This is a genomic window from Glutamicibacter sp. (assembly GCF_035257265.1).
Classification (GTDB): domain Bacteria; phylum Actinomycetota; class Actinomycetes; order Actinomycetales; family Micrococcaceae; genus Glutamicibacter.
This window is the reverse complement of record NZ_DATEXC010000011.1, coordinates 1-20,325: the sequence shown is the minus strand read 5'-3', so window position 1 is coordinate 20,325 and position 20,325 is coordinate 1. Positions and strand designations below refer to the sequence as shown.

General features: G+C 56.8%; 21 protein-coding genes. 9 read left to right on the top strand and 12 right to left on the bottom strand.

Annotated features, from left to right (window positions below):
* Positions 1-79: 79 nt before the first annotated feature.
* The 3 genes from VJ369_RS00765 to VJ369_RS00755 form a co-directional block, all read right to left on the bottom strand.
* Positions 80-529: a DoxX family protein gene (locus tag VJ369_RS00765; RefSeq protein WP_324090254.1), complete on the bottom strand. Its 450-nt coding sequence runs from the start codon at positions 527-529 to the stop codon at positions 80-82.
* A 255-nt stretch (positions 530-784) separates the two neighbouring features.
* On the bottom strand, positions 785-1,540 hold the full coding sequence (locus tag VJ369_RS00760; protein WP_324090253.1) for an amino acid ABC transporter ATP-binding protein: 756 nt from the start codon (positions 1,538-1,540) through the stop codon (positions 785-787).
* A complete protein-coding gene (locus tag VJ369_RS00755) occupies positions 1,537-2,931 on the bottom strand; it encodes an amino acid ABC transporter substrate-binding protein/permease (protein ID WP_324090266.1) in 1,395 nt (464 codons plus the stop codon). The genes VJ369_RS00760 and VJ369_RS00755 overlap by 4 nt, the downstream gene beginning before the upstream one ends.
* 277 nt (positions 2,932-3,208) lie before the next feature.
* Here VJ369_RS00755 and VJ369_RS00750 point away from each other — a divergent pair, with 277 nt between their 5' ends.
* From VJ369_RS00750 to VJ369_RS00730, 5 genes are all read left to right on the top strand, one after another.
* A complete protein-coding gene (locus VJ369_RS00750) occupies positions 3,209-5,371 on the top strand; it encodes a S9 family peptidase (RefSeq protein ID WP_324090252.1) in 2,163 nt (720 codons plus the stop codon).
* Positions 5,372-5,673: 302 nt separating this feature from the next.
* Positions 5,674-6,120, top strand: a complete 447-nt coding sequence (gene paaI, locus VJ369_RS00745) for a hydroxyphenylacetyl-CoA thioesterase PaaI (RefSeq protein ID WP_324090251.1) — start codon at positions 5,674-5,676, stop codon at positions 6,118-6,120.
* Between the two features lie 28 nt (positions 6,121-6,148).
* A complete protein-coding gene (locus tag VJ369_RS00740) occupies positions 6,149-7,468 on the top strand; it encodes a phenylacetate--CoA ligase family protein (RefSeq protein ID WP_324090250.1) in 1,320 nt (439 codons plus the stop codon).
* A gap of 31 nt (positions 7,469-7,499) precedes the next feature.
* Positions 7,500-8,117 carry a TetR/AcrR family transcriptional regulator gene (locus tag VJ369_RS00735; RefSeq protein ID WP_324090249.1) on the top strand — a complete coding sequence of 206 codons (618 nt, stop codon included), beginning with the start codon at positions 7,500-7,502 and terminating at the stop codon, positions 8,115-8,117.
* A 178-nt stretch (positions 8,118-8,295) separates the two neighbouring features.
* On the top strand, positions 8,296-8,979 hold the full coding sequence (locus VJ369_RS00730) for a nicotinamide mononucleotide transporter (protein WP_324090248.1): 684 nt from the start codon (positions 8,296-8,298) through the stop codon (positions 8,977-8,979).
* 86 nt (positions 8,980-9,065) lie between these two features.
* Here the strand turns inward: VJ369_RS00730 and paaZ are convergent, their stop codons facing one another.
* The gene (gene paaZ / locus VJ369_RS00725; protein WP_324090247.1) at positions 9,066-11,189 is read right to left on the bottom strand and encodes a phenylacetic acid degradation bifunctional protein PaaZ; all 2,124 of its coding nucleotides are present in this window, start codon (positions 11,187-11,189) and stop codon (positions 9,066-9,068) included.
* A gap of 87 nt (positions 11,190-11,276) precedes the next feature.
* Here paaZ and VJ369_RS00720 point away from each other — a divergent pair, with 87 nt between their 5' ends.
* Positions 11,277-11,705, top strand: a complete 429-nt coding sequence (locus VJ369_RS00720) for a hotdog fold thioesterase (RefSeq protein ID WP_324090246.1) — start codon at positions 11,277-11,279, stop codon at positions 11,703-11,705.
* 7 nt (positions 11,706-11,712) lie between these two features.
* Here the strand turns inward: VJ369_RS00720 and VJ369_RS00715 are convergent, their stop codons facing one another.
* Both VJ369_RS00715 and VJ369_RS00710 read right to left on the bottom strand, forming a co-directional pair.
* Complete coding sequence (locus tag VJ369_RS00715) at positions 11,713-12,081, bottom strand: VOC family protein (RefSeq protein ID WP_324090245.1); 369 nt, start codon at positions 12,079-12,081, stop codon at positions 11,713-11,715.
* Positions 12,082-12,112: 31 nt separating this feature from the next.
* Positions 12,113-12,841, bottom strand: coding sequence for a tyrosine-protein phosphatase (locus VJ369_RS00710; RefSeq protein WP_324090244.1), 729 nt, complete (start codon positions 12,839-12,841; stop codon positions 12,113-12,115).
* Between the two features lie 139 nt (positions 12,842-12,980).
* On the opposite strand from VJ369_RS00710, the gene VJ369_RS00705 reads away from it, so the two are divergent.
* Positions 12,981-13,862 carry a serine protein kinase RIO gene (locus VJ369_RS00705; protein WP_324090243.1) on the top strand — a complete coding sequence of 294 codons (882 nt, stop codon included), beginning with the start codon at positions 12,981-12,983 and terminating at the stop codon, positions 13,860-13,862.
* A gap of 88 nt (positions 13,863-13,950) precedes the next feature.
* Here VJ369_RS00705 and VJ369_RS00700 read toward each other — a convergent pair whose 3' ends face one another.
* Positions 13,951-14,115 carry a hypothetical protein gene (locus VJ369_RS00700; RefSeq protein WP_324090242.1) on the bottom strand — a complete coding sequence of 55 codons (165 nt, stop codon included), beginning with the start codon at positions 14,113-14,115 and terminating at the stop codon, positions 13,951-13,953.
* 27 nt (positions 14,116-14,142) lie between these two features.
* Positions 14,143-14,337, bottom strand: coding sequence for a hypothetical protein (locus VJ369_RS00695; RefSeq protein WP_324090241.1), 195 nt, complete (start codon positions 14,335-14,337; stop codon positions 14,143-14,145).
* A gap of 14 nt (positions 14,338-14,351) precedes the next feature.
* Here VJ369_RS00695 and VJ369_RS00690 point away from each other — a divergent pair, with 14 nt between their 5' ends.
* On the top strand, positions 14,352-15,062 hold the full coding sequence (locus VJ369_RS00690) for a LuxR C-terminal-related transcriptional regulator (protein ID WP_324090240.1): 711 nt from the start codon (positions 14,352-14,354) through the stop codon (positions 15,060-15,062).
* A 30-nt stretch (positions 15,063-15,092) separates the two neighbouring features.
* On the opposite strand, the gene VJ369_RS00685 is transcribed toward VJ369_RS00690, so the two are convergent.
* From VJ369_RS00685 to VJ369_RS00670, 4 genes are all read right to left on the bottom strand, one after another.
* Positions 15,093-15,401 carry a hypothetical protein gene (locus VJ369_RS00685; protein WP_324090239.1) on the bottom strand — a complete coding sequence of 103 codons (309 nt, stop codon included), beginning with the start codon at positions 15,399-15,401 and terminating at the stop codon, positions 15,093-15,095.
* A gap of 141 nt (positions 15,402-15,542) precedes the next feature.
* Positions 15,543-16,418: a 3-hydroxyacyl-CoA dehydrogenase family protein gene (locus VJ369_RS00680; RefSeq protein WP_324090238.1), complete on the bottom strand. Its 876-nt coding sequence runs from the start codon at positions 16,416-16,418 to the stop codon at positions 15,543-15,545.
* 4 nt (positions 16,419-16,422) lie between these two features.
* Positions 16,423-17,217, bottom strand: coding sequence for an enoyl-CoA hydratase/isomerase family protein (locus VJ369_RS00675; protein WP_324090237.1), 795 nt, complete (start codon positions 17,215-17,217; stop codon positions 16,423-16,425).
* Positions 17,218-17,220: 3 nt separating this feature from the next.
* On the bottom strand, positions 17,221-18,444 hold the full coding sequence (locus VJ369_RS00670; protein WP_324090236.1) for a thiolase family protein: 1,224 nt from the start codon (positions 18,442-18,444) through the stop codon (positions 17,221-17,223).
* Positions 18,445-18,837: 393 nt separating this feature from the next.
* On the opposite strand from VJ369_RS00670, the gene VJ369_RS00665 reads away from it, so the two are divergent.
* Positions 18,838-20,271 carry an MFS transporter gene (locus tag VJ369_RS00665; protein WP_324090235.1) on the top strand — a complete coding sequence of 478 codons (1,434 nt, stop codon included), beginning with the start codon at positions 18,838-18,840 and terminating at the stop codon, positions 20,269-20,271.
* Positions 20,272-20,325 lie beyond the last annotated feature (54 nt).

Here is a 20,325-nt window from a genome sequence, read left to right as displayed (position 1 = left end):
CGCCCAAAGAATGGGGTGACACCAGGGGAATGCTCATTAACACCAGTGTGGCTCGCAGCGCGCGCCATTACGCGAGTAGTTACGCGTTAGCGAGGACCTTGTCTGCCTGCTTGTTCTTGAAGAACAGTGCATCCAAGGAGATTCGCCCCGGTCCCACGAGGAACAGCGCCAACGCGCCGGCAGCCAAGGCCAGCACAAGCTCAATGCCGCCATTCTCGATAAAGACTCCACCCGGCGCGTGCACCATGAACAGCGCAACGATCATTTGGACGCCCAGCAGGCCAGCGAAGACCCGGGTCAACAGCCCCAGAATAATAGCGATACCACCGACAATCTCAAGGGTTGCAGCCACCGGAGCAATCAGACCGGCCGCCGGCACGCCCATCTGACCGAAGGCGGCAGTGGTGCCCTCGATGGTGAACTGGAAGAATTTCTGCCAACCGTGGGCCAGGAAAAGGAAGCCGAAGGCCAAGCGCAATAGAGTGCGCGCAGCGGTCTGCAGGCGAGGGTTCTCGATAAAGGTGTTCATTTAGGTGACTCCTGGTCAGTAGATCCGAATAATTAGCTTCGCCGCCGGCAATTCGGCGCGAGCTCCGAGTTACACCCTAGAACAAATTACTTGAATCTTCAACTAATGTTGCATGGCTCAACGATTCGAACTGGCACCGTCAGATGTGCCTGACCCTGCCGCGCACCTGTTCACGGATTAAAAGAGCCCGCCCCAACTCAACTTCTAAGCAGCTGAGTTGGGGCGGGCCGACGCTACGCGCAAGGCGGGAAAGTCCTAGAGAACCTTGGAAAGGAAATCTCGGGTACGTTCTTGCTGAGGGTTGCCAAACAGTTCTTCTGGCTTGCCTTCTTCACACACGACGCCGCCGTCCATGAAGACCACCCGGTCCCCCACCTCGCGGGCGAAGCCCATCTCGTGAGTGACCAAGACCATCGTCATGCCAGAGTCGGCAAGTTCCTTGATGACCTGCAGAACCTCGCCGACCATTTCCGGGTCCAACGCACTGGTTGCCTCGTCAAAGAGCATGATCCCAGGAGACATCGCCAACGCGCGGGCGATAGCCACGCGCTGCTTCTGTCCGCCTGACAAGGACGCCGGACGGGCATTAGCCTTGTCGGCCAATCCCACACGGGTCAATAGCTCTTCGGCCTTGGCTCGTGCCTCGGTGCGATTCATCTTCTTAAGCTCCACCGGAGCCAGCATGATGTTTTCCGCGACCGACATATGCGGGAAAAGGTTGAAATGCTGGAAGACCATGCCTACGTGGCGGCGGACCTCGTTGATATCAACCTTTGGATCGGTGACATCAAAACCGTCAACAACCACCTTGCCGGCGGTGATCTCTTCGAGCTTGTTCAGGCAGCGCAAGAGCGTGGACTTACCGGAACCCGAAGGCCCGATGACACAAACTACTTCGCCCTCTGCCACGTCAAGATTGATCCCCTGCAGAACCTCGTTAGCCCCAAAGGACTTACGCAGGTCCTTGACCTGAATCTTGGAGGTCGTGGTTTTTTCGCTTACGGTGCTCATTTGTTAAACCTCCGATCGGCAAAGTTTGCCAATTTGGTCAGGGCCATGATGGCGACGAAGTAAATGAAGCCGACGATAATCAGAGTCTCGGTGACTCGGAAGTTCGCCGCGTAAATCTGCTGACCCTGGTAGAGCAGCTCGCCGAAGCCAATGGCAAGCAGCAACGAGGAGTCTTTGAGCATGATGATCAGCTGGTTGATCAATGACGGTGTCATCATCTTAAAAGCCTGCGGAACAACGACCTTCTGCATTGACTTACCGTAGCCAAGGCCCAGTGAACGTGAAGCCTCAAGCTGTCCCGGATCAACGGACTGGATACCGCCGCGAACAATTTCGGCAATATATGCCGCCGAGTTCAGCGACAAGGTCAGCACGCCGGCAACCCAGATGCTGACATCCCAGCCGGTCAGCTGTGGCAGACCGAAGTAGAACATGAACGCCCAGAGCAGCAGCGGGGTACCACGGAAAATATTGACGAACGAAGTCGAAATTCCGCGCACCACAATGTTGCCCGAAATCTTCATGAACCCGAATGCCAGACCCAGCATCATGGCCACCGCGAAGGAAATCGCGGTCACCAGCAAGGTGTTACCCAAACCAGTCATCAAAGCCGGGAAGGACTTGGCGACCAGGTCGAAGAAGTTACTTGGCACCGCTTCGCTTGGATCAGCCAGGTAGGTGTTCAGAATCTTGTCGTATTCGCCGTTGGCTTTCAGCTCGGCCAGACCATCGTTGAATGCTGCGAGCAGGGCGGTGTTTTCGCCCTTATTCACCGCGAAGCCATAAGAGCCGCCAGGCACCTTGTCGGTAACGGTCTTCAAGCCATTGTTCTGCGCAATGCCATAAGCCAGCACCGGGTAGTCATCAAAGACCGCTACGGCACTGCCGGCCTTCACCGATTCATACATGGTGGCCGACTGGTCCAAGGATTTGACGTTAAACCCGTATTCCTTGGCAATGGATTTCGCGTAGGTTTCACCCTCGGAACCGGTCTTCGCGACGACGGTCTTCCCCTTCAGGTCCTCATAGCCCTTGACCGCTTCATCATCACGGTCAACGGCCATTTGGATGCCAGATTCAAAGTAGGGTTCGGAGAAATCATAGATCTCCTTGCGTTCGTCGGTAATTGACATACCGGCGATCACGCCATCAACCTGGTTCGACGACAGTGCCTGCAAAGCGGCACTGAAGCCTAGGGAACGGATCTCGACATTAAAGCCCTGGTCCTTAGCGATGGTGTTGAGCAGGTCCATGTCGATACCTGTCAGCTTGCCATCCTTGCGGAATTCAAAAGGCGCGAAGGTAGTATCGGTGCCGACAACGTAGGTTTGTCCGTCGACACTTTCATTTCCCTGAGCTAATGCTCCGGGTGCTCCGGCTACCAGCGCCATGAAACCGATGGACACCGCAGCGATCCACCGAGTTATACGCCTCGACCTCAAAGTTTTGCGTGTGTTTTTCACTGCTGAATCACTTTCTATTGCGAGTAGGGCCTTGTGCCCCGGATGCAGTTCGATTCTTATGCTTGCTAGCCTATGGCCAATAGTGCCTAGCGGATACCCTCTCCGTCCATGTCCGCGCCTAAATTGGTAAATTTTTTCGGGCTTATCCTGTCCGCGCTGAGCATAGCCAACCCCAGAACTGCTCACCGTGAGATTGAATAGATCCATGACTTCTGATTCGATGACCGCCGGCGCACCGCTGGCTGCAAAGATTCCAACGACCCGCGAATTCCACGGCGACTCATTCACCGACAACTACGAATGGTTGCGTGAAAAGACCAGCAATCAGGTACTTGACCACCTGAAAGCCGAGAATTCGTATACTGACTCGGTCACCTCAGATCAAGAGCAGCTGCGCGCCGATATCTTCGAAGAAATTAAGGCACGCACCGTGGAAACCGACTTGTCGGTTCCCACGCGTCGACGCGGCTGGTGGTATTACACCCGCTCGGTTGAGGGCAAGCCCTACACCATTCAGTGCCGTGTCAAGGCCGGGGATTCCGCTGATGCGCGTGCAGATTGGACGCCACCGGAAATCGACCCGGTACAGCCACTTGAGGGCGAGCAAGTACTACTCGACGGCAATGAGCTGGCAGAAGGCCAGTCGTTCTTTTCGCTTGGCGGGATGGCCATCAATGAGCCAAGCAATCTGCTGGCCTATTGCATCGACACTCAGGGAGATGAACGTTTCACCCTGTACATCAAGGATTTGGAAACCGGCCAGCTGCTTCCCGACGTAATTGAAGGGGTGTTCTACGGGCTGACCTTCTCCCCGGACTCATCCACCGTGTACTACCTCGTGGTTGATGACACCTGGCGCCCGCATCAGGTGCGTGCACATATTTTGGGGACCGACCCGGCCACCGACACTGTTATCTTCCAAGAAGATGACCCGGGCATGTGGCTCGGCTTTGATCTGAGTACAGATCACCAGCAGCTATTGATATCCAGCGGCAACTCCGAATACGCCGAAACCAGCGTCCTGGATTTGAATGACCCGCAGGCGCAGGTTCGACTACTCGTACCGCGTTCGCTGCGGCTGCTTCATGGGGTGGACCTGCTACCGGGCGCCGATGCTCGTGCGGTAATCACCCACGATTACCAGGCCCCCAACAATATGGTGTCCCTGGTAGAGCTCAGCGAGCTAGGCGCCGGCACCGATCCGGCTACCTGGACCACGGTGCTGGCTCACGAATCAACGGTGAAGGTCGAGGGAACGGCACTGACGGCAACTCACCTGGTCCTTTCGGTGCGCCGCGATACCTGCGAACGAGTGCAGCTGATTGCGTTGGAATCTTTGGGCACCGAATCGCAGCAAGCGATTATCGAACCAGCCTTTGACGAAGAACTCTTTACCGCCGCGGCGACCTTCGCTAACTTGGAAGCCCCGCTGATCCGAATTGGCTATACCTCGGACTTCACTCCTGCCCGGGTCTATGACCTGTGGCTCAATGACCTGGAATTGGTACTGCGCAAGCAAACCCCGGTCAATGATTATGATTCGGCGCAATACCTCTCGACTCGCGAATGGGCCACCGCGGCCGACGGCACCAAGATTCCGCTGACGGTGATGCGTCGAGCAGATTTGGACACCTCGGTTCCCAACCCGGTCTTGCTCTACGGCTACGGCTCTTACGAGGCCTCGATGGATCCAGGCTTCGGAATTCCACGACTCAGTGTGCTGGACCGCGGCGTCATCTTTGTCATCGCCCATGTGCGCGGCGGCGGCGAGCTGGGACGCGACTGGTACCTGCAGGGTAAAAAACTGACCAAGAAGAACACCTTCACCGACTTTGTCGATGCAACTAACTACCTGATCGGCACCGGTTGGGCCGACCCGGCACGGATTGTGGCGTTAGGCGGTTCTGCCGGCGGATTGCTGATGGGTGCCATCGCTAACTTGGCCCCGCAGCTATACACCGCGATCATTGCTCAGGTTCCCTTTGTGGACCCGCTGACTTCGATTCTTGATCCAGAACTTCCGCTATCTGCTTTGGAGTGGGAAGAGTGGGGCAACCCCATCGAGGATAAGGAAGTGTACGACTACATGAAGTCCTACTCCCCTTATGAAAATGTCACCGCCGTGAATTACCCACGGATTGCCGCGGTTACCTCGTTGAATGACACCCGGGTGCTCTATGTTGAGCCTGCTAAATGGGTGGCTAAGCTGCGCGAGGTTGGCACCGGAAGCGAACCGATCTTGCTGAAGACCGAAATGGAAGGCGGGCACGGCGGCGCGTCGGGCCGCTACGAAGCCTGGAAGAACCGCGCGTGGGACTATGCCTTCGCCTTGGACGCCCTGGGCAAGAACACCGGCTCAGCCAAGTAGCTCGCTGAGCGAACCCTACGAGCGGCGGCTTGCAGGACCTAGTTAGGAACACTAACGGGGGTTCGGCGGGCCGCCGCGGTTTTTAACGACACGTCGCGAGTTGCAGGCACAGTCGCCGCAATCGTAAGGATTCTTCGGCTTATTTCCGCCCGCCGAGTAGCCTGCTCACCGCTGGGTTTTGATTCCGGGACTCAAGAAATTCACGTCTTTGTGACGCCTGCCATTAGACAGCAGGGCTTGATATGGGTCACAATCTAGTATTACCTAATGATCGTTCGGTAACTAATTCGGCGGAGGTCCCTATGAGCGAAACCCAAATAGACAAAGCATTGCCCCACGCAATCTTGCACAACGACTATGCAACCCAGTGGATGGGCATCGAAGTTGTCGAGGTCAGTGACGGTTACGCGGTCATTACGATGACACTCCGCCAAGAAATGCTTAACGGTTTTGGTATCGCCCACGGTGGCATGATCTTCAGCCTTGCAGACACCGCCTTCGCACTGAGCTGCAATCCTGCCGAAGGTTCCAAGGACACCATCACCGTGGCCTCCGGAGTAGATATCAACTTCCTCAAACCTGGGATTCCTGGCCGGTTGCTGACTGCTACGGGACGCCGGGTCTCCCAGCAAGGACGCAGCGGGATCTATGACATCACCGTCACCCAGCCCACGAGCGATGGCGGTATCGAGACCGTAGCCGAATTCCGCGGCCGTTCACGCACCGTCCCGCAGCCAAAAAACCGCTAAGCAGTCGACACCACACGAAAGAATGAGCATGTCACAGACAACTGACCGCGATAACCTGCCTAATCCACTGGATCCTGAAGAGACCATGAGCCGGGACCAGATCGAGTCGATTCAGCTCACCCGTCTCAAAGAGACTCTGGACTACGCATACACCAACGTTCCTTACTACAAGGACAAGTACGACACCGCCGGTGTGCACCCTAGCGACTTGAAAGAACTGGCAGATCTGAAGATCTTCCCTTTCACCGAAAAAGAAGATCTGCGCAAGAGCTACCCTTTCGGCATGTTCGCAGTTCCACAGCACCAGGTGGCGCGCATCCACGCCTCTTCAGGAACCACCGGCCGAGCCACGGTGGTTGGTTACACGCAGCAGGACCTCGATGACTGGGCCAAAATGGGTGCACGTTGCCTGCGCCTATCGGGTGTAAAGCCCGGTTGGAAGGTTCACAACGCGTACGGTTACGGCCTGTTCACCGGTGGAATGGGTGCGCACGCAGCAGCCGAGCGTCTGGGCACCACGGTCATTCCGATGTCTGGCGGACAGACCGATAAACAGATCACCATGATTCAGGACTTCGAGCCGGATGCCATCTTGTGCACGCCGACCTACCTGTTGACCATCGGCGATGCGATGCAGCGTGCGGGACTTGACCCACGCAAAACCTCCTTGAAGGTTGCAGTATGCGGTGCAGAGCCGTGGACCGAAGAAATGCGTCACGAGCTGGAAGAAATGTTCGACATTGATGCCTGTGATATCTACGGGCTTTCCGAGGTGATGGGCCCAGGTGTGGCCGGAGAATCTGGCGAGCTCAAGGACGGAAGCCATATCTGGGAGGATCACTTCCGCCCAGAGATCGTGGATGCCTATGACTCAACTAAGGTTCTCGGCGACGGCGAACACGGTGAACTTGTTTTCACCTCGCTGACCAAGCAGGCATTGCCTATCATCCGTTACCGCACCCATGATCTGACCCGGTTGCTACCCGGTTCGGTTCGCCCAGGACACCGTCGTATGGGTCGTATTACCGGACGCAGTGATGACATGATCATTTTGCGCGGGGTGAACCTCTTCCCAAGCCAGATCGAAGAGCTCATCTTGAAGTTGCCGGCACTCTCGCCACACTTCCAGCTGGTACTCACCCGCCCTGGCCGCATGGATCAGCTCGCGGTCAAGGTTGAGCGCCGTGCCGGGGTAAGCACCGAGGAAGCTACCAAGTCCGGCGGCGAGTTGGCCAAGCTCATCAAGATCCATGTTGGATCTTCGTGCGCCATTGAAGTTCTTGACCCGGAGACGCTGGAGCGTTCTATGGGCAAGCTCAAGCGCATCTTTGATATGCGAGACAAGTAAAGTCCACCTAGCGTGGGATAATTAAGGGATCATGAAACTTATCGAAAAATCGCGCATGCCTGTGAAGCGCGGTCGCCCCGGCTACGATCAGGATTCCGTACTTCGTATTGCTGTCGAAGCTTTCAACGAACACGGGTATGAAGCGACGTCGATGGGTAAATTGGCAGACCGACTGGGTATCAGTAAGTCCGCCATTTACCACCATGTTTCTTCTAAAGAAGATCTGTTGCGGCTCGCCCTCGACGAGGCATTGATTCCTTTGGAAGCTGTCATCGATGAGGTTCAGGTACATCAGGGAAGTGCCGATGAGCGCTTAGATTTCTTCTTGCGGGCCACCTTCCGCATCTTGATTTCCAAGCGTAGCTACGTCACTTTGCTGTTGCGCTTGCGCGGTAATACAGAGCTTGAACGAAACGCGTTGGATCGCCGCCGCGCTATGGACCGCCAGCTGGCACAGCTGGTCACCGAAGCGCAGAGCACCGGCAGGCTTCGCGAGGATCTTGATCCTCGGGCTACCGCCCGTTTGCTGTTCGGCCTGATTAACTCCGTTGTGGATTGGTTCCGCGAAGATGGTCCAATTGGAGCTGAAGATCTGGAAAACCAGGCAATCACCTTGGTCTTTGACGGATTGCATCCCACACAGAAGTAATTTCATAGCTCCGGCCCCGGTTCCTGATGCGTTTTTACGTTACAGGAGCCGGGGCCGAACTATGTTCTATATCGCTTCGCAGTACCGAGCTATTCGTCTTCACAGGTTTCGGCGATAGCATCAGTAGGGTGCGTTTTGCACCTACCCGATCATTTCCCAGTCAAATTAAAGAAGCGTCGTGGAAGAACTTTTTTACACTCTTTTCTCCCAGCTGCCAGGTACTGAATCAGGCACGCAGGTTTCACTCTATGCACTAAGCGCACTTCTCTCTGTGGTCGCATGCATTCTGTTGGCGCATCGTAATGACCTAGGTTGGTGGGCACAGATCCTCGCGGTCTTCGCCGGGCCGTTAGTCATTGCCATGCAGTACGACATGCTGTTCTTGATTTACGCGATTCCTGCGCTGCTTGTCGGCGTCTTTGGTCTCTGGCGGTTCTCCCGTTACAGCTTCCAGGGTAAGTTCACACGGCAGGTCACCCGTTCCCCGCTGAGTCTCGCAGCAATCATCACCACTGTGCTCGGCATAGCCGTGCTGACCGCACTCCACCTGGGTGAAATGCTTACCACTGGTTTTGCGTTCACCGCCGGTACCGGAACCATCTGGGTTTCCTACATCACCGAGGCTGCCGTCTTGATGGCCTTCTTCTTGGTTGCTCAAGGCATCCGCTCCGGCTGGTTGCTGATGGCACTAGCCTCGGCCGTTTACGTGGCAACCCTGTTCACTAACAACCCGGCCTTCGCGTTGTTGTTCGTGTGGGTATTCATGGTCATCGCCTCGCTCTACGCGTGGTTCATGTGGCGCGTACTGCCACGCCGTGAGGCCACCGCGCAGCTAGCGGATCACCAGGCTGTCACTGAGTAGGCCCTTATCCTCGGATATGCCAAATGGCGGTGGCTACGGAAAATATTTCCGTAGCCACCGCCATTTTGCTGTCAACCGGGCTAGTTCTAATCCTGCCAGTTGGCGTAGGTGGTATCTTCCTTCTCCACCAATGTCAGCACGTCATAAGTTGCGACGATCTCATCATTTTGATTGTGCAAGATGGCGTCCCAAGCGACCTCACCGTACTCGTCGGTGACGCGCGGGGTGATCTTCTTCGCGGTCAAGGTCACTCGCACCGAGTCGCCGGCGGCCACCGGAGTGATGAAGCGCAGGTTTTCCAACCCGTAGTTAGCCAGTACGGGTCCTGGAGCCGGTTCCACAAACAGCCCTGCTGCCCAAGAAACTAGCAGGTAGCCGTGGGCTACGGTTCCTGGGAAGAATGGGTTAGCTTCAGCAGCCTTCGGATTTACGTGTGCGTAGAAGGTGTCACCGGTTTCGTTGGCGAATGCGGTGATCTCCTCCTGATTTACCTGACGTAGATCCGAAGCTAGACCGTCACCGATTTTCAGTTCGGCCAATGACTTACGGAACGGGTGAACGTTGCCTGGCTGAGCGCCAAATTTTTCGCTACCCGCAAGCTGCTGAGCTGCACCGGTGTGCCAGACGCCGGTCAGTGCGGTGAGCATATTTGGCGAGCCCTGCACGGCGGTACGCTGCATGTGGTGCTTCACCGAGCGGATGCCGCCCAGTTCCTCGCCGCCACCTGCACGGCCCGGACCACCGTGAACCAGGTGTGGAACCGGTGAGCCGTGACCGGTGGTGCTGCGTGCGGTTTCGCGGTTCAGAATGTGCACACGCCCGTGATGGGCGGCAATACCTAGGGTCAGGGTGCGCATGGCTTCTGGATCGTTAGTGCAGACCGTAGCAACCAGCGAGCCAGCTCCCATAGCTGCCAATTCAATGGCTTCTTCCACCGAGTCGTAGCCCACGACCGAGCAGACCGGCCCAAAGGCTTCGCGCGAGTGCAAAATTGGATTGCGCGAATCGGCCCAGCGCAAAACCAACGGCGACATGAAGGCGCCGCCTTCGGCCAGTGCGTCACGCTCCGGTGCTACGCGGACTACTGGTGCGTCCAAATTACCGAAGGCCAGCTCGCCACCGGCATCAATCATGTCCTGTACCGCAGCACGAACGTCATGCATCTGCTCCACCGAGGCAAGTGCGCCCATGGTGACGCCCTCAACGCGCGGATCTCCGAGCACTACTCGCTCTTCGATACGTTTGCCCACGGCTGCGATCACCGCATCTACCTGTGCGGCAGGGACAATGTTGCGACGAATTGCGGTACATTTCTGTCCGGCCTTTGACGTCATTTCGGTGACTACAACCTTGATGAAGGCGTCAAACTCGGCTGTGCCTTCTGCCGCGTCCGGCCCCAGGATTGCGGCGTTCAGCGAGTCAGTTTCGGCGCTGAAACGTACCCCGCCGTCGATCACATTCGGGTGTGACTTCAGTCGGCTGGCGGTAGCCGCCGAACCGGTGAAAGAGAACATGTCGCGGTAGTCCAGGTGATCCATCAGGTCTCGGGCAGAGCCGGAGATCAGCTGCAGGGAGCCTTCAGGCAGGATTCCGGACTCGATGATCATGCGCACGGCAACTTCGGTCAGGTACCCGGTGGGTGTTGCTGGCTTCACGATGGTTGGAACACCAGCGATGAAGGCCGGAGCAAATTTTTCAAGCATTCCCCAGACCGGGAAGTTGAACGCGTTAACCTGCACGACCACGCCTGAAATGGCGGTGTAAATATGTGAGCCGAGGAAGGAACCATCCTTGCTCAGTGGCTCAGCGGTACCGTCAATGATGACGTTGCTGTTGGGAAGTTCTCGACGTCCCTTTGAGGAGAAGGTGAAGAGCACACCGATGCCGCCATCGATATCGACCATGGAGTCAATTTTCGTGGCGCCGGTCTTATAGGAGACCTCGTAGAGGTCTTTACGACGCTCGTTGAGGTACATGGCCAGCTCTTTGAGCTTCAAGGCACGCTCGTGCAGCGAAAGGCTGGACAGTTCGCGCTGTCCTACGCCACGGCCGTAGGCCACGGCTGCCGCGATATCTAGTTTTCCACCGGTGACGGTGGTGATGAGCTCACCGGTATTGGCATCGAGAACCTCGGTGCCTCCGGCTGCTTCGGGGGTCTGCCATTGCCCGGCAATGAAACTTGGGACCACACCAATCTGGGATGTCGACATCGACACAATTCCTTCCTGAACGATCGGTCAGTATTACCATTAACAGTAACAGCACCGCGTGATCGAAGACACTCAGGAGACGAAACAATGACAAAAGAGTCATCAAGCAGCCAAGCACTGGAGCCTTGGATCATCGAGCTTGGCTCATTGGATCAGAAGATGGGAGTTGAAATCCTCGAAGAATCTGTGCAGAAAGTTGTGGCGCGCATGCCGGTAGAGGGAAACACACAGTCCTTCGGGCTGTTGCATGGCGGAGCGTCGCTGGCCGTAGGCGAAGCGGTAGGTTCATGGGCCGCGGTGAAGTATGCCTCAACCTTCGGCAAGGTCGTGGTCGGCGTGGACGTTAATGCCACCCATCACCGCTCGGCCACCGAAGGCTATATTCTCATTACCGCCACGCCGATCAAGTTGGGTCGGCGCATGACAAGTCACGACGTGGTGATCACCGATGAGCAAGAACGTAGAATCTGCACCATGCGGATCACCAACCTAGTGATCGACAAGCCAAAGTACTAAGCCAGATTCAGCTCTTAGACCAGACTCCGAGTTCGTTGCCACTAGGGTCAGCAAAATGCAATCGGCGTCCGCCGGGGAATTCATAGGGCGCTTGCAAAATGCGGCCGCCGGCTACAGAGATCGCCTGCTTGGTGACATCCAAATCCTTGGAGTACAGCAGGACCAGCGGTCCCCCGGCGGACCGTGGCTGTTCGGCGAGCGCTAGTCCGCCAACTTCCTCGCCGTCGATGGTGGAAGAGAGAATGCCTGCGTAATTGGGGCCGTACTCTTTGAAGGACCAACCGAATGCTCGCGTATAAAAAGCCTTGGCCACTTCCATGTCGGTGACGGTCAGCTCGATGTAGTTGAACGCATGGTGCAGTAGATGAGTACTCATGCCGCGAGCATACAACGCCCGTGAGTAACTGTCACGGCTTTGGCTGCCGGGCTAAATTTTGCAATTGATCTAGGTCTGCGCTTTGCATGCCGCAGGAGGATAGGAAATCCCTCGCGCTGCCCAACCACTGCAGGAACTCTTGCAGTCCCTGGGCACGCTCGGCGATGTTGCGACGCAGTTCAGGTTCGTTTTGGTACGACTCGTAGGGGTGTTTTCTTGGGGATACTCGGTGCCATTCATTGATGCCGCGTACCGCCAGCTCATCATGTGCCACGATGTCTTCGCTGCGGCCCGCTAGGTCCAGGAGCAGCGTGGCGATAAGTCCCGAACGGTCTCGTCCGGCGGAGCAATGAATGACCGTACTGTGTTCCGTTTTGCTCAGCGCTTCGAAGACCGCGCGCAGCTGATCCCCAAATTCTTCACACACCAGCCGGTACATGCTGGTGTGGTTCATATACGGCACCGCAACCGAAGCAAAGCGCTCATTGTCCGAGGTTTCCAGGGGCAGCTCTAAAATCTGCACCCCTTCGATGCCTTCGTGGTCCACTACCGGATCATGTACCCGGCGGTTGATTTCCCCGGGGTTACGCAGGTCGATGACGCGAGCTATTCCATCCGCGCTCATTTGCTGCCAGCCCAGGTCCGTGAGCCATTCATGACGTCCCATGCGGTAGAACGCCCCGGTAATCCAGCGCGCATTAACTGCACCCTCCCAAAACATATCGTTTGGCAGTGGACGATATTCAGGAACAGATCTCATAGAACCCATTGCACCACAGAGAATCGGTACTGTAGAGTCTAAGCCATTGGCAAATGCCAATTAGTCTACGAGAAGGAGGGGAAACAATGAGTGTTTTGTTCCCAATCAAGCAAACACCCCTACTTTTCAAGGACTTAACGTGTCTTCATACTCCGCAGAGTTCGCCAATCTAGACGACTCACAATCCTACGTTCGTACACGACGCACACCCCGCGTTTGGAACGAATCCACCATCGATGATTTAGGCTCCGAGCAACGCTATTCCAGCTGGCCCTTTATCGAAAAACTTTCGCGTGGCCCGCAACCTTACCCATCCTGGATCATTGAGGATGCGGCGGCCATTGATACCGAGCTAGGTGTACTCAAAACCGGCAAGGAAGGCGATGTCTTCCTTGTTGAGCGAGCCACCACCCAGCGCAGGGTACTTCTTGCCGCTAAACGCTATCGACGTCGCGAGCAACTTCAATTCAGTCGCTCGCAGTCTTATACCGAAGGGCGTGCTGCACGGCGCTCGCGCGATAACCGTGCCGTCAGCAACAGCTCTGCCTATGGGCGTGAGGTTGCGGCCCTGCAATGGGCTAACGCCGAATGGTCGTATTTACGTCGGTGCCATCAGGCAGGCATCCCGGTCCCCTATCCGGTACAAATCGACGGGACCGAAATCCTCATGGAATTCATTGAAGATCCGCTGAACCCCTCGGCAGCCGCTCCACGGCTGCAACAACTGGCTCGCCACGACCCGCGGTTGGCCATCCTATGGGATCAGCTGGCAGAGGCCATGGAGAAGTTTGTGGCATTGGGGCTGGCCCATGGAGATCTCTCGGCCTATAACTTACTTGTCGCCGGCGAGCGCCTGGTGGTCATCGACGTGCCGCAGTGCGTGGACTTGGCAGGCAATGCGCAGGGCTTGGATTATCTCCATCGCGACTGCGTGAACATGTGCGAATGGTTTACCGCCAAGGGTCTGCCGCGAGACGCCGATTCGCTGTTCACCTCGTTACTGGCGAGCATGTTCGCCTAGGCTTGCTGTTTAACACAGGATCCGCCCCTTAGCTCATCCCGAGCCTAGGGGCGGATCTTTGCGGCACTCAAGGCGCCGTGCGCTCGGACTAAGCCCAGGCAGGAAGCACCGAACGCTTCCAGGGGGCATTGATGACCACGGCGGCTGAACCGCACCAAGTCTGGAATGCGGTCAGCAGACCCAGTCTGCCGCCGAGTGCGTGAATTGCATGAAACCCACCGCAGACTCCAATCGACAGGGAGGCAATGCTCATGTGCACGCTGAAGATTGCCCATGCCAATTAGAACGCTTCGAAACCTGCAGAGCCTGCAGCTTCGGCGACCGCGGGAGTGGTTTCCAACCACCAGAAGCCTTCATTGGAGGTAAAAGCCGTCGCACCAAGGACATTGCCCTTGATGGATTCAATAACGCCGGCCGGAATCTGGGCGATACGGCCAGCACAACGCCACGATGAGAACTGCAGAACCGGCTTCACGAAGAATCCGCACGGTGGCACGATTCAACACGAAGGTCCTCAAGGCCAAGGAGCCAAGTCCCAGCGCTGCCGTATCTGCCAAAGTGTCCTTTGCTGGGCTTGAGGCAGGGATTGCTTCGGGAAACGGTAAGTTCGCTGTTCATGTCGGTCTTGGAGCCATGCATGGCGCCCATGGAAGCTCCGGCACCCTTCACAAGTCCGCAGAAAACATCCATAGCGATGACCGCAAAGTCGGTGGCGAAGGCATCCTGGCATCGCTGGCGGTGCAAGCGATTGCTGATGATGGCGTACGTGCGCTGATCTATACCGGAGTACGCAATCGCACCGGGATGGACCACAGCGCGCTAGGTCTCGCAGCGAACGCGGTAGGCAGACTGAGGGCCCCGGTCTCACACAGTATGCTCTGGCGGGGTTATATGCCGAGCTGTGTGAGATCTCCGCGCTGGTCAGTGACCCAGAGCTGGCGACACGAATCGAAGTGGCCTGTGCGCTCTTGCGTCCCGTTGCCGAACAACCCGACATCACAGAGCACTGATTTATCGCACTTAGAGCTAAATGTGGTCACGCACCTAGCCTTTGGCAGAAGAAATGCGCTTATCGGTGCACACATGGGGTTGGCCGAGAGCACCTTGAAAAGTTATCTCGCTTCGGCCGAGCGAAAGCTCGAAGCAGCAAGCCACTTCGACGTGGCTCTACCGGTCCGATGCAAAGAACTCATACGCTGAAGTCGTGAAAGGCAGCCTGAAGTCTCCAGGCTATTTGAACTCAAAACCCTGTTTTTCGCAGGCTTTTTTGAAGGCCGCTTGATCAATAATCTGCGGTGAGCCTGATTCATCAACTGAAACGGCCTGACGGATCTGCTCGGTGGTTGCCGCCGCACCATGTTCGGCGGCTTTCTTAAGATTTGTGCGGCCTTGTTCTCCGGTAGTAGCTATGGCTCCACCAAAGTGGATGCACGCGGTATTTCCGTCCGGATCCTGTTGACGAAAGTCAGCCAGAGATGGTCCAGCACAGCCGGACAAATACAAACCAAGAACTAGCAGCAGCGGCAGAATTTTCTTCACCACGCCATCATACGTATTGCGCGCCAAGCCAGGACATCGGCTCGGGCACGCGTAATTATTTGGATTAATCTTGAGTTTAATAATGATGAGCCTGGCGAGGAGGTATGCACCGCCTCGCCAGGCCCTTATCAAAGCTCAGCGTTACTGCTGCGGCCAATCATAAAACCCGTGGCCGGACTTCCGTCCCAGTTTTCCTTCGGCCACCAGATCACGCAGGATCTGTGGTGGCGCGAAACGATCCCCCAACGTCTCATGCAGATATTCGGCGATACCCAGGCGCACATCCAGGCCGACGATGTCGGTGGTTTTTAATGGGCCAGTCGGGTGCTTATAGCCAAGCACCATTGCGTTATCGATATCCTCGGCACTAGCCACACCCTCTTCAACCATGCGCATTGCCTCCAAGGCGATAGCCACACCTAATCGCGAGGACGCGAACCCTGGTGCGTCATTGACCACCACTGCGGTCTTGCCCAGGCACTGAACCCAACCGCGGGCAGCGGTTTGCAGGGCCGCATCGGTTTGCTTGCCGATAACAACCTCGATAAGCGTCGAGGCCGGTACCGGGTTGAAGAAGTGCAGACCAATGAAGTTTGCGGGGCGCTGCAGTTTTTCGGCGAGTCCCGATACAGACAACGACGACGTATTCGATGCAAGAATGGCCTGTGGGCTAAGCACGGCTTCTACCGCTTGCAAGGAAGAAATCTTCAGATCCCAAATTTCGGGAACCGCTTCAACTACTAATCCGGCCGCCGCAAAATCGGCGTACTCGGTGCTGGTTGCGAACCGTGCCAGCAATACTTCGCGGGTCTCTGATACCCCGCCGCGAGCCAATGATTTATCCACCGACTGCGCGACGCGCTCATAAGCGGCCTGCGCCGAGGGCTGATCACGTTCAACCACCGTCACCTTGGCTCCGCTGATCAAGAACGCGTGGGCAATACCCGCACCCATGCGCCCGCCGCCGAGCACTCCAACGTGCTCTGGCAAATTATTTGGGATCACATCATTGCTCATGTGCTTACTTCTTCTTTCGGTCAAGGAACGACTGCATCCGGTCAAATTTTGCCTGGGACTCAAAGAGCATGCCCTGCGCGAGTGTGTCAATGACCGGGTGAACTTCACGTGGGGTGTGGAAGACCGCCTTGGTAATCCGTACCGCCAGGGGATCTTGTGCACCAATCCGGTCGGCTAGTGCGTCCACCGCGCCGTCCAGCTCAGCTGCGTCGTGCAGCTCGGTAATTAGTCCTACTGCTAAGCATTCGCTGCCGGTAAGTACCTTGCCTGCAAGCAGGATTTCTTTGGCCACTGGCTCACCAACTAATTCTTTCAACCGCCAGGTTGCTCCGGCGGCGGCCATAATACCCAGGTTAGTTTCCGGGTTGCCCATGCGCAGCGCCTCGGTACCCAAACGGAAGTCTGCGGCGTAAGCCAGCTCAGCTCCCCCACCCAGTGCGTATCCATCGAGGGCCGCAATCACCGGCATAGGAAGCTTTGCGATTCGGTCAAAGATTGAGGAGTTGATCCCGGCCAGTGCGTCATCGCGTCGACGTTCACGCAATTGCGCGATATCTGCACCTGAGGCAAAGATTCCCTTGGAACCTTTCGGCTTGTCCTCGGTGGGTGCTTGTCCAGGGGTTCCAGCCAAGATGAGGATCTTCGGAACGCGCTCCAGATAGCTGCATACCGCGTGCAGCTCGTCGACCATCTGCTGGTCGATCGCGTTGCGCACCTCTGGTCGGTGCAGTCGCACCCAAAACCGGTCAGTGCTTTCGGCAATCTTCAGGGTACTGAAGTCACTTGTATTCATGGTCATGGATTAGACACCCTCGATCAGCAGGGCAGTTCCCTGGCCGACACCAACGCACATCGTGGCGACACCGAGCTTGCGTTCGGCACCGCTCAGTTCGCGTTCCATGCGGCCAAGCAGGGTGATCACAATACGCGAGCCGCTGGAGCCCAGCGGGTGACCCAGCGCAATAGCTCCACCATCACGGTTCACGATCTCAGGATTTACCCCAAGTTCGCTCATGCTTGCCAAGGACTGCGAGGAGAACGCCTCGTTGATTTCCATGGCGCCGATGTCTCCGATGGACAGTCCGGCACGGTCAAGCACCTTGTTGGTGGAAGGAACCGGACCCATACCCATGATTTCCTGGGCCAGGCCAGCTGCCTGTCCGTCGATGATGCGGGCACGGGGCTTCAGTCCAAAGCGCTCGATAGCCCGTTCGGAGACGACGAGGATTGCCGAGGCACCGTCGTTGAGTGTTGAGGCATTCCCAGCGGTGACCACGGTGCCGCCCTTGACGACCGGGCGCAGCGCGGAAAGTACATCCATACTGGTGCCGGGGCGTGGCCCTTCGTCGGTGTCCACCACAGTCTCGCCCTTGCGGGTCTTGACGGTCACCGGAACGATTTCATCCTTAAAGCGTCCGGCTTCAATGGCGTCGATGGCCTTTGCGTGGGACGCCACTGCGAATTCGTCTGCTGCCTCACGGGAAATGTTGTAAACGCGGGCAACCTCTTCGGCCGTTTCCGGCATCGAGAAGGTGGCTTTGCCGTCGCGGGATAATTCACCGGACAGGAAGCTTGGATTGGTGAAGCGCCAGCCGATGGACGTGTCGAATACCGCTCCTGGCTTAGCGAACGCTTTGGCGGGCTTCTCCATAACCCAGGGGGCGCGGGACATGGATTCCACGCCGCCGGCCACAACGATGTCAGCGGCACCTGATTTGACCATGTGGCTGGCCATCGTGATAGCGCTCATGCCGGAGGCGCAGAGCCGGTTCACGGTAATGCCTGGAACACTGTCGGGGAATCCGGCAAGCAGCCAGGCCATGCGGGCCACATTGCGGTTCTCTTCGCCTGCACCGTTGGCGTTGCCAAAGATTACTTCGTCAACCATGGCCGGATCAATACCGGCATCTTCGATGAGCTGGCGGATGGTGATGGCGGCCAGGTCATCGGGCCGAACCGCGCTGAGCGCTCCACCGTAACGACCAACCGGGGTGCGTTTTCCGCCCACCAAGAATGCTTCAGCCATGATTACTCCTTCGTACTCCGGGTTCAGTTCTGGCATCTCTTTCGCGCCAAACGTACCCGGAAAGCTATCCGTACCGGCGCAGTGACACCCACCACGCTAACTTACCGACCATTCGTTCACTAATAGAATCACAGAAATGTTCGCCCAGCGTCAAGAAAGCTACGCCAGCAATGGTCGAGATTGCTCGATTTTAAGCTTTTTCTGCTTCCGCTAAATATCCACTGTGAGTAGATATCCAAGTCAGGAGATTGATTCTCGAATGACACTGACGTAATCTTTGGTAACTGACCGACTCTGGGTGAAATTCCAGATCGTGGACCGTCACCAAGGCTATGTAGTTCGGAAGGCTTTGGGCATCCGGTCGACGGAAAGCTGAAGAGTTACGGAGCACTTATGCCACCGGGAAACAGCAACCAAAACAGTAATCAACCTACCGATCATTTCTCTCCTGATCTCAGCCACGACATCGGCCCCGATATGAACACCGCCGATGGACGAAGAGAAGTGCGCAAAGCTACCGCAGCCTCGGCCATGGGTAATATGACCGAGTGGTTCGACTATGGCGTTTACGCCGTGGCGGTTACCTATATCACCGCACATTTCTTCCCCACCGAGGGTGGAACGCTCATGGCTCTGGCCACGTTTGCGCTTTCCTTCCTCGTCCGCCCGCTGGGCGGGCTCGTCTGGGGCCCACTGGGCGACAAGCTCGGACGTAAAAAGATCCTGGCGCTAACCATCATCATGATGTCGCTGGCAACATTCCTCATCGGCGTGCTGCCAACCTATGCATCTATTGGCGTGGTCGCCCCGGTGCTCCTGATCTTGCTTCGCATGGTGCAGGGTTTCTCCACCGGTGGCGAGTACGGTGGCGCAGCCACCTTTATGGCCGAGTATGCCCCGGATAAAAAACGTGGCTTCTTTGGCTCCTTCCTTGAATTTGGCACCCTGGGCGGCTTCGCTCTGGGTACCGCGGTCATGCTGTTCTTGCAGGTAATTCTTGGCGAACAAGCGATGATGGACTTCGGTTGGCGTATTCCGTTCTTCCTCGCACTGCCTATGGGCCTTATCGGCCTCTACCTGCGTAGCAAACTTGAGGACACCCCGGTCTTCCAAGAAATGGAAGAAGCCGGCGAAACTCAGGAAGGTGGAACGCTCAAGCAGCTGATCATGGATTACTGGCGCCCCATGCTGGTGATGAGCGGCCTGGTGATCGCGTTGAACGTCGTGAACTACACGTTGCTCAGCTATATGCCCACCTATCTGGAAACGCAGATCGGGCTGGCCCCAAGTGCGTCGCTGGCCACTATCCTCATCGGTGAGGTAGCGATGATGGCGGTGATCCCGTTTGCCGGTTCACTCTCAGATAAAGTTGGCCGAAAACCGATGTGGTACACCTCGGTAATTGGGCTCTTTGTCTTCGCGCTGCCAATGTTCTGGCTGATGGGCCAAAGCTTCTTGTGGGCAATTGTCGGCTTTGCGGTCCTCGGCTTGCTGTATATTCCGCAGCTGGCCACAATTACCGCTACCTTCCCAGCGATGTTCCCCTCCCATGTACGCTTCGCCGGGTTCGCCATCACTTATAACGTGTCCACGGCGATCTTCGGCGGTACCGCAGCCATTGTGAACGAGGCGGCAATTGATGCCTCCGGGTTCGTACTCTTCCCGGCCCTCTACATGATGATCGCCTGTGTGATCGGCTTCATCGCGATCCGTTTCATGCCGGAGACCGCTGGTGCTTCCTTACGCGGCACCGACATTCCAGATGCTCTGGATACCGGTATCCTGGCCACCGTCTCGGCGGATGAAAAGACTACCGAGCAAAAGTAAGCAACACCGACGCAAAAACTAGGGGCTTGGTTCCCGCCATCACTGGCGGGAACC